Annotated in this window: 14 protein-coding genes; 6 read left to right on the top strand and 8 right to left on the bottom strand. The window is 71.1% G+C overall.

What is annotated here, in order from left to right:
* The first annotated feature begins 12 nt into the window (after positions 1–12).
* Positions 13–507, top strand: coding sequence for a DUF427 domain-containing protein (locus ASG74_RS11175; RefSeq protein ID WP_056143550.1), 495 nt, complete (start codon positions 13–15; stop codon positions 505–507).
* A gap of 137 nt (positions 508–644) precedes the next feature.
* Here the strand turns inward: ASG74_RS11175 and ASG74_RS11170 are convergent, their stop codons facing one another.
* Genes ASG74_RS11170 through ASG74_RS11135 form a run of 8 tightly spaced genes read right to left on the bottom strand, consistent with a single transcriptional unit; the run spans position 645 to position 9822 of the window.
* Positions 645–2147, bottom strand: coding sequence for a CoA-acylating methylmalonate-semialdehyde dehydrogenase (locus ASG74_RS11170; RefSeq protein WP_056142858.1), 1503 nt, complete (start codon positions 2145–2147; stop codon positions 645–647).
* Complete coding sequence (locus tag ASG74_RS11165) at positions 2144–3208, bottom strand: Gfo/Idh/MocA family protein (protein ID WP_082569663.1); 1065 nt, start codon at positions 3206–3208, stop codon at positions 2144–2146. The genes ASG74_RS11170 and ASG74_RS11165 overlap by 4 nt, the downstream gene beginning before the upstream one ends.
* Positions 3205–5148, bottom strand: coding sequence for a 3D-(3,5/4)-trihydroxycyclohexane-1,2-dione acylhydrolase (decyclizing) (iolD, locus tag ASG74_RS11160; protein ID WP_056142855.1), 1944 nt, complete (start codon positions 5146–5148; stop codon positions 3205–3207). Before iolD ends, ASG74_RS11165 begins: the two co-directional genes overlap by 4 nt.
* Complete coding sequence (gene iolB, locus ASG74_RS11155; RefSeq protein WP_056142853.1) at positions 5148–6032, bottom strand: 5-deoxy-glucuronate isomerase; 885 nt, start codon at positions 6030–6032, stop codon at positions 5148–5150. The genes iolD and iolB overlap by 1 nt, the downstream gene beginning before the upstream one ends.
* On the bottom strand, positions 6029–6907 hold the full coding sequence (locus tag ASG74_RS11150; RefSeq protein ID WP_056142850.1) for a class I fructose-bisphosphate aldolase: 879 nt from the start codon (positions 6905–6907) through the stop codon (positions 6029–6031). Before ASG74_RS11150 ends, iolB begins: the two co-directional genes overlap by 4 nt.
* Complete coding sequence (gene iolC, locus ASG74_RS11145; RefSeq protein ID WP_056142847.1) at positions 6907–7875, bottom strand: 5-dehydro-2-deoxygluconokinase; 969 nt, start codon at positions 7873–7875, stop codon at positions 6907–6909. Before iolC ends, ASG74_RS11150 begins: the two co-directional genes overlap by 1 nt.
* Positions 7868–8797 (bottom strand): TIM barrel protein, encoded by a 930-nt coding sequence (locus ASG74_RS11140; protein ID WP_056142844.1) that lies wholly within the window; start codon positions 8795–8797, stop codon positions 7868–7870. Before ASG74_RS11140 ends, iolC begins: the two co-directional genes overlap by 8 nt.
* Entirely contained in the window at positions 8794–9822 is a 1029-nt protein-coding gene (locus ASG74_RS11135; RefSeq protein WP_056142841.1) for a Gfo/Idh/MocA family protein, read from the bottom strand. Before ASG74_RS11135 ends, ASG74_RS11140 begins: the two co-directional genes overlap by 4 nt.
* Positions 9823–9910: 88 nt before the next feature.
* Between ASG74_RS11135 and ASG74_RS11130 the strand changes: the two genes are divergently transcribed.
* The 5 genes from ASG74_RS11130 to ASG74_RS11110 all read left to right on the top strand — a co-directional run bounded on the left by ASG74_RS11130 (position 9911) and on the right by ASG74_RS11110 (position 13832).
* On the top strand, positions 9911–10651 hold the full coding sequence (locus ASG74_RS11130) for a GntR family transcriptional regulator (protein WP_056143544.1): 741 nt from the start codon (positions 9911–9913) through the stop codon (positions 10649–10651).
* 95 nt (positions 10652–10746) lie between these two features.
* Positions 10747–11280: a helix-turn-helix domain-containing protein gene (locus ASG74_RS11125; protein WP_082569662.1), complete on the top strand. Its 534-nt coding sequence runs from the start codon at positions 10747–10749 to the stop codon at positions 11278–11280.
* A 249-nt stretch (positions 11281–11529) separates the two neighbouring features.
* Complete coding sequence (locus ASG74_RS11120; protein WP_200942569.1) at positions 11530–12051, top strand: OsmC family protein; 522 nt, start codon at positions 11530–11532, stop codon at positions 12049–12051.
* A gap of 81 nt (positions 12052–12132) precedes the next feature.
* Complete coding sequence (gene lysS / locus ASG74_RS11115) at positions 12133–13662, top strand: lysine--tRNA ligase (protein WP_056142836.1); 1530 nt, start codon at positions 12133–12135, stop codon at positions 13660–13662.
* A complete protein-coding gene (locus ASG74_RS11110) occupies positions 13659–13832 on the top strand; it encodes a lysyl-tRNA synthetase (protein ID WP_082569661.1) in 174 nt (57 codons plus the stop codon). Before lysS ends, ASG74_RS11110 begins: the two co-directional genes overlap by 4 nt.
* Positions 13833–13838 lie beyond the last annotated feature (6 nt).

Genomic DNA, 13838 nt, shown 5'->3' with positions numbered 1-13838 from the left:
ATGATGGGTGCCATGACCGCCACACGCGAGGTTCCCGGCCCCGGGCAGGAGTCGGCCTGGGACTACCCACGGCCGCCCCGGGTCGAGCCGAGCTCGGAGAGCGTCGAGATCCGCTTCGGCGGTCGGCTCGTCGCCCGCTCCACGCGCACGGTGCGGGTGCTCGAGACGAGCCACCCGCCGACCTACTACGTCCCGGAGTCCGACTTCGAGCCCGGGACGCTGCGCCCGGCGCAGGGCTCGACCCGGTGTGAGTTCAAGGGTGACGCGGCGTACTTCGACGTGGTCGCAGGCGAGGCGGTGGCCCGCTCGGCCGCGTGGACCTATCGCGAGCCGATGCCGGGCTTCGAGGCCCTCGTCGGCCACGTCGCCGTCATGCCGTCGGCCATGGACGAGTGCCGCGTGGACGACGAGGTCGTCACCCCGCAGCAGGGCGGCTTCTACGGCGGCTGGGTCACGAGCCGGGTCGTCGGGCCGTTCAAGGGAGCACCCGGCACCTGGGGCTGGTGACCCGCTGCGGCGCCCCACCTTTTGCTCCTCATGCGGGAACCTTGAGGTCCGGACGGCACGTTTCCGTCCGGACCCTCGAGCTTCCCTCCGTATGCCGTCCGCCCGCCGTCGGCGTCCGGCCGGCGGTGCGCCTGCGGTCAGCTGTTCTGCGGGAAGCCCAGGTTGAGCCCACCGTGCGAGGGGTCGAGCCAGCGGGAGGTGACGACCTTGCCGCGGGTGAAGAAGCTGACGCCCTCCATGCCGTGGGCGTGGGTGTCGCCGAAGAGCGAGTTCTTCCACCCACCGAAGGAGTAGTAGGCCATCGGCACGGGGATCGGGACGTTGATGCCGACCATGCCGACCTCCACCTCGTTCTGGAAGCGACGCGCAGCGCCACCGTCGTTGGTGAAGATCGCGGTGCCGTTGCCGTAGGGGTTGGCGTTGATGAGCTCGAGGCCCTCGTCGTAGGACTGCACCCGCAGTACCGAGAGCACCGGCCCGAAGATCTCGTCCTGGTAGATCGACATCTCCGGCGACACCTTGTCGAAGAGCGTGGGCGCGAGGAAGAAGCCCTCACCGTCCGCATCGACGTCGACCTCGCGGCCGTCGACGACGAGCTCGGCGCCGGACTCCACGCCGGCGTCGAGGTAGGACGCGACCTTGTCGCGGTGCTGCTGGGTCACGAGCGGGCCCATGTCCGTGCCGCGGGTGCCGTCGCCGGTCACGAGCTTGCCGACGCGGTCCTTGATCTTCTGGATGAGGTCGTCGGCGATGGGCTCGACGGCCACGAGGGCCGAGATCGCCATGCAGCGCTCACCGGCCGAGCCGAAGCCGGCGTTGACCGCGGCGTCGGCGGCGAGGTCGAGGTCGGCGTCGGGCAGCACGAGCATGTGGTTCTTGGCGCCCCCGAGGGCCTGGACCCGCTTGCCGTGGGCCGTCGCCGTTTCGTAGACGTAGCGCGCGATGGGCGTGGACCCGACGAAGGACACGGCCTTGACATCCGGGTGCGTCAGCAGCGCGTCGACAGCCTCCTTGTCGCCGTGCACGACATTCATGATGCCGTCGGGCAGGCCGGCCTCGCGCCACAGCTCGGCCACCGCGACGACGGCTGACGGGTCCTTCTCGCTGGGCTTGAGGACCACGGCGTTGCCACAGGCGATCGCGACGGGCACGAACCACAGCGGGACCATGGCCGGGAAGTTGAAGGGTGAGATCACGGCGACGACACCGAGGGACTGGCGGATCGAGTAGACGTCGACCTTGGTCGAGGCGTTCTCGGTGAACCCGCCCTTGAGCAGGTGCGGGATGCCGCAGGCGAACTCCGCGACCTCGAGCCCACGGGTCACCTCACCGAGCGCGTCCGAGAGGACCTTGCCGTGCTCGGCCGTGATGAGCGCCGCGATGTCCTCCTTGCGCTCGTTGAGGAGCTCGCGAAAGCGGAAGAGCACCTGGGTGCGCTTGGACAGCGAGGCGTTGGCCCACTGCGACGCCCACGCCTCCTGCGCACGCGCGACGACCTCGCCGACCAGCTCGGTCGAGGCCAGGTCGAGGGCGCCGGTCTCCTCGCCGGTGGCGGGGTTGTAGACGGGGCTGGTGCGCTCGGCGGTGCCCTCCCAGGGCTCTCCGGCGATGAGGTGGGTGATGCGGGTGGGGGTGCTCATGATGCTTCCTTCGGGCGGTGGGAGACAGGGTGGATGGCTTCGGTGGGGTCGGCGAGCGCGACCTCCACGCGCTCCCCCGTTGCGAGCGAGGCCATGCCGGCGCTCGAGACGGCGGTCGCGGCATAGCCGTCCCAGGCCGACGGACCGACGGTGTCGCCGCGCAGTGCCGCGTCGACCCAGGCCTGGACCTCCAGGTCGTATGCCGTGGCGAACCTCGCGCGGTAGTCCGCCGGGACGCTTCCGCCCCAGCGTCCTGTGCCGTCCGAGGCGAGGCGGGTGGAGTACAGGCCGGAGGAGGGCTGGCCGATGAGCACCGAGCCGCGCTCGGCGACCGCCTCGCACCGCACCTCGTAGCCGACCTGGCTGTTGACGAAGACCTCGTTGGTCACGAGGCCGCCGCCGGCCATGGTGAGGATCGCGACCTGCGGGTCGGCGACACCCGCGGCAGCGTGCGCGGTCGGCGCCGGCGAGAAGACCTGGATCGCCACGACCTCCTCACCGAAGAGGAAGCGCGCCACGTCGATCTCGTGGACGAGGCTGTCGCGCACGATCATCTCGGAGCGGAAGTCGGCGTTGGGGACGGAGGCGTTGCGGTGGACGTTGTGCAGCAGCAGGGTCCGGCCGAGGGAGCCGTCCGCGAGCACCGACCGGAGCTGGGCGTACTCCGGGTCGAAGCGGCGCATGAACCCCACCTGGACGAGCCGGCGCCCCAGCTCCTGCTCGGCGCGCACGATCCGCAGCGAGGACTGCGAGTCCATCGTCAGGGGCTTCTCGCACAGCACCGGCTTGCCGGCCGTGAGGCAGGCGAGGACCTGCTCCTCGTGGACGAATCCCGGCGAGGCGAGGATGACGGCGTCGACGTCGTCGGCGGTGATGAGCTCGAGCGCGCCGGCAGTGGCGCGCACGCCCTCGAAGCGCCCGGCCAGCTCGCACGCGCGTGTTTCGTCCGGATCGGCCACGGCGACGAGCCGGGCGTGGGCGGTGCGCCGTACGAGCCGCTCGGCGTGGTCGGCGCCCATGATCCCGACCCCGACGACACCGACGCGCAGGACACAGGTCACGACGTCTCCCCCGGTGCGAGCAGCGGCCGCTGGCCCTGCTTGTGCGTGGCGTAGTCCTCGAACGCGTCCTGGGTCGACTCCAGCTCGCTGACCTGCGCGACCGGCACGTCCCACCAGCTCTCACTGTCGGGCCCGAAGACATGCGGGTCGGTCTCGACGTGGATGACGACGGGGCCCCCGTCGGACGGCCACGCCTTGGCGGCGGCAATCGCCTCGGCCAGCTCGTCACGGGAGTGCACCTCGATGACGTGCGCCCCGAGGCTACGGGCGTTGGCGGCGAGGTCGACGGGCAGGACGTCGCCCTCGAGCCGGTGCGATGCCTCGTCGCGCTGCCGGTAGGCGGTGCCGAACCGTTGCGAGCCCAGTCCCTCCGACAGGGAGCCGATGGAGTGGAAGCCGTGGTTCTGGACGAGCACGACGATGACCTTGACCCGCTCCTGGACGGCGGTCACGAGCTCGGTCGGCATCATGAGGTAGCCACCGTCCCCGACCATCGCGAAGACGTCACGCGTCGGGTCCGCGAGCCGTATGCCGATCGAGGCGGGCACCTCGTAACCCATGCAGGAGTAGCCGTACTCGACGTGGTAGCCCTTGCGGTCGCGCACCCGCCACAGCTTGTGCAGGTCGCCGGGCATGGACCCGGCCGCGCACAGGACGACGTCGCGCGGGTCGCTCAGCTCGTTGACGGCGCCGATGACCGTGGCCTGGGTGAGGAGGCCGTCCGCCAGGGCGTCGGTCACCTCGCGCGAAGGGTTGTATGCCGTGTCGACGGCCTTGTCCCATCGGCGCCACAGGGTGCCCTGCCGCTTGCGATAGGTGTCGGACACCGACCAGCCGTCGAGCGCCTCGGACAGGGCCAGCAGCGACTCGCGCGCATCGCCCACGACCGAGAGGCCGGCCTGCTTGCCGGCGTCGAACGCGGCGACGTTGAGGTTGACGAAACGGACACCCCTGCGCGCGAAGGCAGTCCGTGACGCGGTCGTGAAGTCGCCCCAGCGGGTTCCGATGCCGATGACGACGTCGGCCTCGGCAGCGAGGGCGTTGGCGGCGGTGGTCCCGGTCGACCCAACCGCGCCGACCAGCTGCGGGTGGCCGTGGAGCAGCGAGCCCTTGCCGGCCTGCGTCTCGGACACGGGCATCCCGGACGCCGTCGCGAACGCCGCCAGCACGTCCTCGGCCCCGGAGTAGTGGACTCCGCCCCCCGCGACGATGAGCGGCTTCTTCGCTGAGCGGATGACGTCGGCCGCGGCAGAGATCCGGGACGCCTCCGGCACTGCACGGCGCACGTGCCACACGCGCTCGTCGAAGAGCTCGGCCGGCCAGTCGAACGCCTCGGCCTGCACGTCCTGGGGCAGCGAGATCGTCACGGCTCCCGTCTCGGCGGGGTCGGTGAGGGCGCGCATGGCCGACAGCAGCGCCGAGGGCAGCTGCTCGGGGCGCATCACCTCGTCGAAGAAGCGCGACAGTGGACGGAAGGCGTCGTTGACGGTGACGTCACCGGCATACGGCGTCTCGAGCTCCTGGAGGACCGGCGCCGAGACCCGAGTCGCGAAGGTGCCCGACGGCAGCAGCAGCACCGGGATCCGGTTGATCGTCGCGAGCGCGGCGCCGGTGAGCATGTTGGTGGAGCCGGGGCCGACGGAGGCGGTGCAGACCCACGTCTGGAGCCGGTCCTTCTGCTTCGCGTAGCCCACGGCGGTGTGCACCATGGCCTGCTCGTTGCGGGCCAGGACGTAGGGCAGGTCGGCGGCGGCACCGTTGGCGGACGCGCGCAGCTCCTCCTGCAGGAGGGCCTGGCCGATCCCGGCGACGTTGCCGTGGCCGAAGATGCCGAGGCAGCCGGCGAAGAGGCGCTGTCGTTTCCCGTCACGCTCGGACCACTGCTGGCCCAGGAAGCGGATCGTCGCCTGGGCCACCGTCAGCCGGATCGTGTGGCTCATCAGCTGCTCCAGGTCTCGCGCACCCAGGCGTGCGCGGGGTCGTCCGTGATGAGCCAGGCCCGCTCACTGCCGGGGCCGGCCATGACGTTGAGGTAGTAGAGGTCTGCGTCGGGCGCCGCCATGGCCGGTCCGTGCCAGCCGTGAGGAACGAGGACGACGTCGCCGGTGCGGACCTCGGCGAGGACGTCGATCGGGCGCTCGCCTGAGCCGTAGACCCGTTGGTAGCCCACCGGCTCCGTCCCGCGCGGGTCGGTCGAGCGCGTCTCGAAGTAGTAGATCTCCTCCAGCTCGGACTCGACGCCGGGACGGTCCTCGTCGTGCTTGTGCGGAGGCCAGGAGCTCCAGTTGCCCGCGGGAGTGATGACCTCGCAGACGAGGATCGCATCGGCGTCGAGGACCGGCGGGAGCCCAAAGGCGCGGACCTCACGACTCGCGTTGCCCGCACCGCGCGCCTCGGGTGCGGCCTCGTCGGCGGCGATGCGTCGCGGCTCCCGGTCGGTCGTCGCGCGCGCCCCGCACAGGGCGACGCGGGCCGGCCCGGTCCCGTTGTTCCGCACCGTGACCCTGCGCTGGCGCGGGAGGTATGCCGTGTCGCTGGGTCCGTCGAACACGCTCGCCCGCCCGTCGAGCACGATCGCGTCGTCGCCCTCGATCTCGATCGTCACCGACCCGGCGAGAGGCACCACTACGATCTCCTCGTCGGCCGTCTCGTGCTCGACGTGTCCACCCTCGCCGAGCCACGCGACCCGCAGCGTCGTGTGCTTCCATCCCTCGACGGGGTTGTTCGCGGTCGGGGTCACGGCAACCCGGAACTCCCCGTCATCGAGCGAACCCAGGTGGCGCACCCACCTCGCGTTGTCGGCTCCGGTGCCACCGCTCGTCATGACGCACCCCCGTGGACGAGTCCGGACGCGATGTCCACGGCCGCACCGACGTCACCGTCGGGCGGATAGAGCAAGGCGCGCCCCACGACCAGACCCGAGACCGACGGGAGCGAGAGTGCGTCGGACCACGCGGCATACGTGTCGTGCGGGTCGCCCTGCGGGTCACCACCGAGGAGCAGCGTCGGCAGGGTCGTCGCGTCCATGACGCGGGCGAGGTCCTCGACGACCGGCAGCTTGAGCCAGGTGTGGGCGCTGCTGGCCCCGAGACCGGACGCGATCGCCACGGACGCGATGGTCGAGTCGGGGTCGAGGAGGTTGCGGACCCGTCCGTCCTCCACCACGGAGAGGAAGGGTTCGACCATGGCCATCAGCCCGTGAGCCGCGAGGTCGGTGACCGCATGGGCACTGGACTCCAGGGTCGAGGCCGTGCCCGGGTCGGCCAGGCAGATCCGCGTGAGCATCTTGCCGCCGTCGAGCCCGCGGGCCGCGATCTCGTCGGCCGAGTAGGCCGTGAAGCGGTCGTCGAGCTCGAAGGCCGCGCCCTGCAGGCCGCCGCGGTTCATCGAGCCGACCGCCACCTTGTCGTCGAGGGCGCCGAGCAGCACGAGGTCGTCGAGGACGTCAGGTGTGGCGAGCACACCGTCGACACCGGGACGGGACAGGGCCGTGAGGAGCCGGTCGAGCAGGTCCCGGCGGTTGCCCATCGCCCGGGCGTCACCCCGGACCCCCAGGGATCCCCGAGCCGGGTGGTCCGCAGCGACGAGGAGCATGCGTCCGTCGTCACCCACGAGCGGGCGGCGTCGCCGGGCCGCCCAGGCGGTGACGATGCGGCCCGGGTCGCTCACCCGGGTGCGGGTCACGTCGTCGAGCTCCATCAGCCCACCCCTGCCAGGGCGGCCTCGACCTCGGCGGTCGTCGGCATCGCGGTGGAGCACTCGAGCCGTCCGGCGACGATGGCTCCCGCGACGTTGGCGAAGGCGATGGTGCGGCGCAGGTCCCACCCCGAGAGCAGCCCGTGAACCAGTGCCCCACCGAAGGCGTCACCCGCACCAAGCCCGTTGACGACCTCGACCGGGAACGGCGCGACCTCGACGCGTTCGTCGCGCGTTGCGGCGAGCACTCCGCGCGGGCCCTGCTTGACCACGGCGAGCTCGAGCCCGCGCTCGAGCAGGGCGTCGGCCGCGCGCTGCGGATCCGTCTCGCCGACGGCGACCTCGCACTCCTCGCGGTTGCCGACGGCGACCGTCACGTGCTCGAGGGCACGCCCGACCTGCTCGCGGGCCTCGTCGGCACTGTCCCAGAACATCGGCCGGTAGTCGAGGTCGAGCACCGTGTGCTGCCGACGGCCCCGCGCCTCCCACAGCGCGAAGTGCGTTGCGCGAGAGGGCTCCTGCGACAGCCCCGTGACCGTCGACCAGTGGACCCGGGCACCGCGCACGTCCTCGACGATGGCGTCCGTCGGCTCGACCATGAGGTCGGGCGCCGTCGGGAAGCGATAGAAGGTCAGCGGGAAGTCGTCCGGCGGGTGCACCTCGCACAGGGTCACCGGCGTCGGCGGCACCCGCCCGGGCTCGCCCTCGAGAGCGCTGATGTGCACGGGGTCGATGCCGAGCCGCTCGGCCTCGCGCCGGACGTAGCGACCGAAGGCGTCCGGTCCCACCTTGGTCACGAGGCTGACCCGGCGACCGTGCCGGGCGGCCGCGACCGCGACGTTGGTGGCGCTGCCGCCGAGGAACTTCTGGAACGTGTCGACGTCCTCGAGTCCCACCCCGTGCTGGAGCGGGTAGATGTCGACGCCCGTGCGCCCGATGGCGACGAGGTCGTATGCCGTGCGCTCACCCATTGCTGTTCCCCACGACCTTCTCGGCAATCGTGCGCAGGTGGTCGAGGGAGGCCCGGACGTCCAGCATGGGGTCGACCCCGGTCCGTGACGGTGCGTCGGTGAGCACGGTGTCCTGCTCGAGGACGTACCACCCGGCATACCCGGCGTCCTCCAGCGAGCCGACGATGGTCGCGATGTCGACGTCTCCGGCACCGAGCGGGACGTACATCCCCGCAGCGACCGCCTCGGTGTAGGTCTGCCGTCCCTCCTGGACGGCCCGGGCCAGGTCGAGGCGCACGTCCTTGAGGTGCACGTGAGCGATCCGCTCGGGATGGCGGCGGGCGAGCTCCACCGGGTCGCCGCCGCCGATGAGCAGGTGGCCGGTGTCGAGGCAGAGCCCGATGCGTGAACCGACCAGCACGCGCTCGGCCTCCACACCGGACTCCACGATGGTGCCGACGTGCGGGTGGAGGGTGGCGACGAGCCCGTGGGCTTCGGCCGCGGCAGTGATGAGGTCGAGGTTGACGAGGAGCGTGTCCCACTGGGCCTCGCTGAGCTCCGGGCGGCCGTCGTAGCCCTCGACCCCAGTGGCTGCCGCGATGATGACGGTGGAGGCCTGCGCGGCGACCAGTCCCTCCATCGCGGACTCGACCTCGGGGACAGGGTCGTGCTCGGGGTGGTGCAGGACCACGGGGACGAACTGCCCGACGGCCCTCAGACCGGCGTCCGACAGCGTCGAGGCCTTGTTCGCCGGAGCGTCGGGGAGGAACCCCTCAGGCCCGAACTCGGTGGCCGCCATGCCGACGTCGCGCATCTGGGCCAGCACGGTCTCGGAGTCGAGCTGGAAGCCCCAGCCGGGGACCTCGCACACGCCCCAAGAGATCGGGGCGCCGGCGATGCGCTCGGTCAGCGGCGGACGGGTGGGCTGATCGGTGGCGGTCATCGCAGAGCCTTCGTGAGGGCGGGGGCGTCGGGGATCTCGAACATGGACACGAGGCGTCGCTGGGCGCGCGAGAGCTCGCAGGCCTCGGCGACGCGAAAGGCCTGGAGTGCGTCGTGCACGGTGCACGGACTGGGGGTGCGGCCGGCAGCGACGTCGCAGAAGGCGGTGAGCTCGGCGCGGTAGGCCGCGAGGAACCGCTGCATGAAGCTGGCGTGCGGCGGTCCGGCGGGGAAGGTGACGCCGTCCTCGGCCGAGCGCAGCGCGAGCGAGTCGTCGAGCCCGACGGCGAGGGACGCGGCAGAGCCCATGACCTCCATCCGCACGTCGTGACCTCCGCCGCTGTAACGGGTCGATGTCGCGGTGACCAGCGTCCCGTCGTCGAGCGTGAGGAGTGCTGCTGCGGTGTCGACGTCGCCGGCGGCCGCGAAGAAGTCGGCGCCCTTGTTCTCGCCGGTGGCATAGACGGTCTCGACCTCTCGCCCCGTCACGAAGCGGACGATGTCGAAGTCGTGGACCGAGCAGTCGCGGAAGATCCCGCCGCTGGTCGGCACGTAGGCCGCGTGCGGAGGCTCCTGGTCGTGGGTCAGGGCGCGGATGGCGTGGACGGTGCCGAGCTCGCCGGCCTCGACGGCGCCCCTGGCCCGGCGGTAGCCCGCGTCGAAGCGCCGCTGGAAGCCGATGTGCACTGGGGTCCCGCTGCCCTCGGCGAGCTCTGCCAGCGCGATCGTCTCGTCCAGCGTCGCGGCGACAGGCTTCTCACAGAACGCCGGTATGCCGGCCGCGAGCGCCTGTCGCAACAAGGGCGCGTGCCCCGGTGTCGCCGTCGCGATGACGAGACCGTCGATGCCGGAGCGCAGCAGCGCCTCGATGTCGGGCGCCGCGCTCAGGCCCTGGTCGGCCGCGACCTTCTCGGCGAGCCCCGGGACGAGGTCGGCGACGACGACCTCGTCGACGGCGTCGAGCCCGGCGAGGGTGCTCGCGTGGAACGCACCGATGCGGCCGACTCCGGCCAGTCCGATCCTCATGGTGGAACTCTTCCGCGCCGCGACGGGTCGTGTCAACCTTTGTCAGGACATATGGTCATTTGCGCCCCGCTTCGCTACTGTGCCCGACATGACGGCACAGCTCGTGAGCGTGAGCATCGACCGGGGGTCCCCGGTACCGCTCTACCACCAGCTGTCCGAGCAGCTGTGCGCCGCGATCGACGACGGCCGGCTCCAGCCGGGGGACCCGTTCGAGAACGAAGTGGCCCTGGCGCAACGGCTTTCGCTCTCGCGCCCCACGGTGCGCCGGGCCATCCAGGAGATGGTCGACAAGGGCCTGCTCGTGCGACGGCGTGGGCTCGGCACGACCGTCGCGAACCGCAAGGTCCACCGCCGGGTGGCACTGAGCAGCCTCTTCGACGACCTCGAGCGTGAGGGTCGCGCCCCGCGCACGGTCCTCCTCGAGCACGGCATGGTCACCGACGCCAGCGCAGCGGCGGCCCTCGACCTGCCGGCCGACACCCCGCTGCTCGCGATCGTGCGCCTGAGACTCGCCGCGGACGCTCCGCTCGCGGTCATGCGCAACTGGCTCCCGCCGGCGTACAGCGACATCTCGCGCGAAGAGCTCGAGGCGACCGGCCTGTATGCCGCCTTGCGGACTCGCGGGGTCCACGCCGTCGTCGCCCACCAGTCGATCGCGGCCCGGATGCCGACACCGGCCGAGCGCAAGCACCTGAGGATCCGCGGGACCCAGCCGGTGCTGACGATGACCCGGATGGCGTTCGACGCTGCGGGGACTGCTGTCGAGTACGGCGACCACAGCTACCGCGCCGAGGACTACACGATCGACCTCATGCTGCAGGAGCGATGACCCCGGTTTCCACAGGCACCACGCAGGTCGAGGCTTGTCCACGGTCGGCGTTTCTTCACCTGGCGGGATGCGCCCGAGTGGCGTGACATGGATGCATGGACTTCTACGCACCAGGTCGACTGGCCCTGAGTGGAGAGGCGGTTGGCGCCGCCATGCGCCTGGCCCGTAGACGCTTGGGACTGAGCCAGCGCAGTCTCGCTGACGCGCTCGCTTGGGACCGGGCCAAGGTCGGGCGCTGGGAGGCAGGGCAGGTGCCCGAGGGATTCGAGGAGGTCTTGGCTGCCCTGCGGCTGCTGGGCTTCGCGCCTGTTCTCACGGATCCGGCGGCGGCGGAGTGGGCGGACTGGGATGACCCCGCGGAACACCTGCTCGATCGTGCCGACCGCCGCTTCCCCGCCCACCTGGACCTGTGTGAGGAGGACACGTCCTCCACGTGGAACTGGACCCGTCATCGGGGCGAGCCGTCTCCCAAGGCGTCCTCGACCTCGTTTCGTCGGCGCACTCCGGGTGAGCGGATGGAAGAGGATGACCGAGCCCGGGACTGGGAGGCCGAGCGGCTCCGGCGTGGGCGCCTCGACAAAGATGTCCAGGACGACGCCGCGCAGCCGCCTGCGCACGACGCGTCCTGATGTCCCCGCGCATCGTGTCCGCCCACCCTCACACCTGTCCAAGGTGCGCTGTGCACTGCTGCCCCCCAGCGCAGCAATGCACACTCTCCCCCGCCTGGACTGTGCACTGCTGCCCCGCAGCGCAGCAATGCACACTCTCCCCCGCCTGGACTGTGCACTGCTGCTCCCCAGCGCAGCAGTGCACAGGGCCGGTCGAGGAGATGTGAGCGGGGAGACACGACCGGCCTCGGCAAGGAGGACACTTCCCACATGGACTCACCGATGGACGCCACCACCCTGCGGGCACTTCAGGCACCGCTCAAGCAGCTCTACCGGGACGACCCGAGCGAGGCGCTCGTGCAGCTCTCGGCGCGAGCCGACTGGCGCGACCCGGGGCTCACCACCAGCGTCGACGTCTGGTCCGGACGCACGCGCGCTGGTCTCCACCCGTCAACCGGTGGCCACGACGACGACGCCTGCTCGGGCGACATGCTCCTCGAGGCGCTGCTTGCCTGCACCGGCGTGACCATGCGCAGCGTCGCCACCGCGATGGGGCTCACGGTCCGCCGGGCCGACCTGCACGCCGTGGCGGAGTTCGACGCCAGGGGCACCCTCGGCGTGGACCGGGACGCTCCGGTCGGCATGACGGGGATCGCCGTCACTGCCGTCCTGGACACCGACGCCAGCGACGAGGACCTGAGCCGGCTGGCCCGTTCGACCGAGCGCTACTGCGTCGTGGGTCAGAGCCTGGCCGCTCCCCCGACGATCACGGTCCGCCGCAGCAGGTCCTGACGCTGGGTCGTGACACGGGTCCCGGCACAGGGTCCCGATGCCCGTCCGGGACACCCAGCAAGCCCTCGTACCCTTGAGGACGTGAGCGAGACCCCCGCAACCGTCACGGCCACTCCGGCTGTCCCCTCGAGTGCCCCCGAGGTCGACCTGTCCGAGCAGCAGCGCATCCGCCGCGACAAGCGCGAGCGTCTGCTGGCAGCCGGCATCCCGGCATACCCCGTCTCGGTCGACCGCACCCACAGCCTCGCCGAGGTGCGCTCGGACTGGGGCCACCTCGAGACCGGGCACGAGACCGACGACGTCGTCTCCGTCGCCGGTCGCGTCGTCTTCATCCGCAACACGGGCAAGCTCGCCTTCGCCACCCTCCAGGAGGGTGAGGGCGTGCGCCTGCAGGTCATGCTCAGCCTCGCGGAGGTGGGCGAGGACGCGCTCGCCGCCTGGAAGTCCGACGTGGACCTCGGCGACCACGTCTCGGTCACCGGTCGCGTCATCAGCAGCCGTCGCGGCGAGCTCTCGGTCATGGCGACCCGGTGGAGCATGGCGTCCAAGGCGCTGCGCCCCCTGCCGGTCCTGCACAAGGAGCTCTCCGAGGAGAGCCGGGTCCGGCAGCGCTACGCCGACCTCATCGTGCGCCAGGAGGCGCGCGACATGGTCCGCACCAAGGCCCGCATCCTCAGCGCGATGCGCCACGAGCTCGAGCGCCAGGGCTACCTCGAGGTCGAGACGCCGATCCTCCAGCTCATCCACGGCGGCGCCGCGGCCCGTCCCTTCCGCACCCACCTCAACGCCTTCGAGCAGGAGATGACGCTGCGCATCGCCCTCGAGCTCAACCTCAAGAAGGCGGTCGTGGGCGGTGTCGACCGCGTCTACGAGATGGGCCGCATCTTCCGCAACGAGGGCGTCGACGCCACCCACTCCCCCGAGTTCACGATGCTCGAGGCCTACCAGGCGTGGGGCGACCAGAGCACGATCGCCCAGCTCATGAAGGACCTCTACATCGCCGCCGCGGACGCCACCGGTTCACGCCGGGTCGAGACCGACAAGGGAACGATCGAGCTCGACAGCGAGTGGCGCTGGCTGCCCGTGCACGAGGCGGTGAGCGACGCAGTCGGCCAGACGGTGACCATCGACACCGACCTCGAGACGCTGCGTGGCCTCGCCGCCACCCATGAGGTGCCCATCGACGAGTTCTGGGACCGCGACAAGGTCTTCCTCGAGCTCCTCGGCGAGCTCGTCGAGCCCACCCTGCTCCAGCCGACCTTCCTGTGCGACTACCCCGCGAGCGCTCAGCCGCTGGCCCGTCCGCACCGCAGCGAGCCCGGACTCATCGAGGCCTGGGACCTCATCATCGGCGGCGTCGAGCGCGGCACCGGGTTCTCCGAGCTCATCGACCCCGAGATCCAGCGCCGCGTGCTCACCGAGCAGTCGACCAAGGCAGCCGGGGGCGACCCGGAGGCGATGCAGCTCGACGAGGACTTCCTGCGTGCCCTCGAGTACGGCGCGCCACCGATGGGCGGCTTGGGTCTGGGCGTCGACCGGCTCGTCATGCTCTTCACCGGCGCCAACATTCGAGAGACGATTCTCTTCCCCCACCTCAAGCCGGAGGCATGATCATGTGGGACACCATTTGGCCCTATCTCGCAGCCATCCTGCCCACGATCATCGTGGCCCTTTTGTTCTATTTCCTCATGAAGGGGATGCTCGAAGGCGACCGGCGTGAGCGGCTCGCCCAGAGCCAGTGGGAAAAGAATAACGATAAAGGTCCCGAGGACAATTCCTGACTGTTA

Origin of the sequence: Knoellia sp. Soil729, from assembly GCF_001427985.1 — a bacterium.
Lineage (GTDB): Bacteria > Actinomycetota > Actinomycetes > Actinomycetales > Dermatophilaceae > Knoellia.
This window is presented reverse-complemented; position numbering and strand designations above follow the sequence as displayed.

Bases quoted from the DNA above. Each gene is read 5' to 3' on its own strand.
- ASG74_RS11175 (WP_056143550.1), top strand. From the start codon at position 13: ATGACCGCCACACGCGAGGTTCCCGGCCCCGGGCAGGAGTCGGCCTGG.
- ASG74_RS11170 (WP_056142858.1), bottom strand. From the start codon at position 2,147: ATGAGCACCCCCACCCGCATCACCCACCTCATCGCCGGAGAGCCCTGG.
- iolD (WP_056142855.1), bottom strand. From the start codon at position 5,148: ATGAGCCACACGATCCGGCTGACGGTGGCCCAGGCGACGATCCGCTTC.
- iolB (WP_056142853.1), bottom strand. From the start codon at position 6,032: ATGACGAGCGGTGGCACCGGAGCCGACAACGCGAGGTGGGTGCGCCAC.
- ASG74_RS11150 (WP_056142850.1), bottom strand. From the start codon at position 6,907: ATGGAGCTCGACGACGTGACCCGCACCCGGGTGAGCGACCCGGGCCGC.
- iolC (WP_056142847.1), bottom strand. From the start codon at position 7,875: ATGGGTGAGCGCACGGCATACGACCTCGTCGCCATCGGGCGCACGGGC.
- ASG74_RS11140 (WP_056142844.1), bottom strand. From the start codon at position 8,797: ATGACCGCCACCGATCAGCCCACCCGTCCGCCGCTGACCGAGCGCATC.
- ASG74_RS11135 (WP_056142841.1), bottom strand. From the start codon at position 9,822: ATGAGGATCGGACTGGCCGGAGTCGGCCGCATCGGTGCGTTCCACGCG.
- ASG74_RS11130 (WP_056143544.1), top strand. From the start codon at position 9,911: ATGACGGCACAGCTCGTGAGCGTGAGCATCGACCGGGGGTCCCCGGTA.
- ASG74_RS11125 (WP_082569662.1), top strand. From the start codon at position 10,747: ATGGACTTCTACGCACCAGGTCGACTGGCCCTGAGTGGAGAGGCGGTT.
- ASG74_RS11120 (WP_200942569.1), top strand. From the start codon at position 11,530: ATGGACTCACCGATGGACGCCACCACCCTGCGGGCACTTCAGGCACCG.
- ASG74_RS11110 (WP_082569661.1), top strand. From the start codon at position 13,659: ATGATCATGTGGGACACCATTTGGCCCTATCTCGCAGCCATCCTGCCC.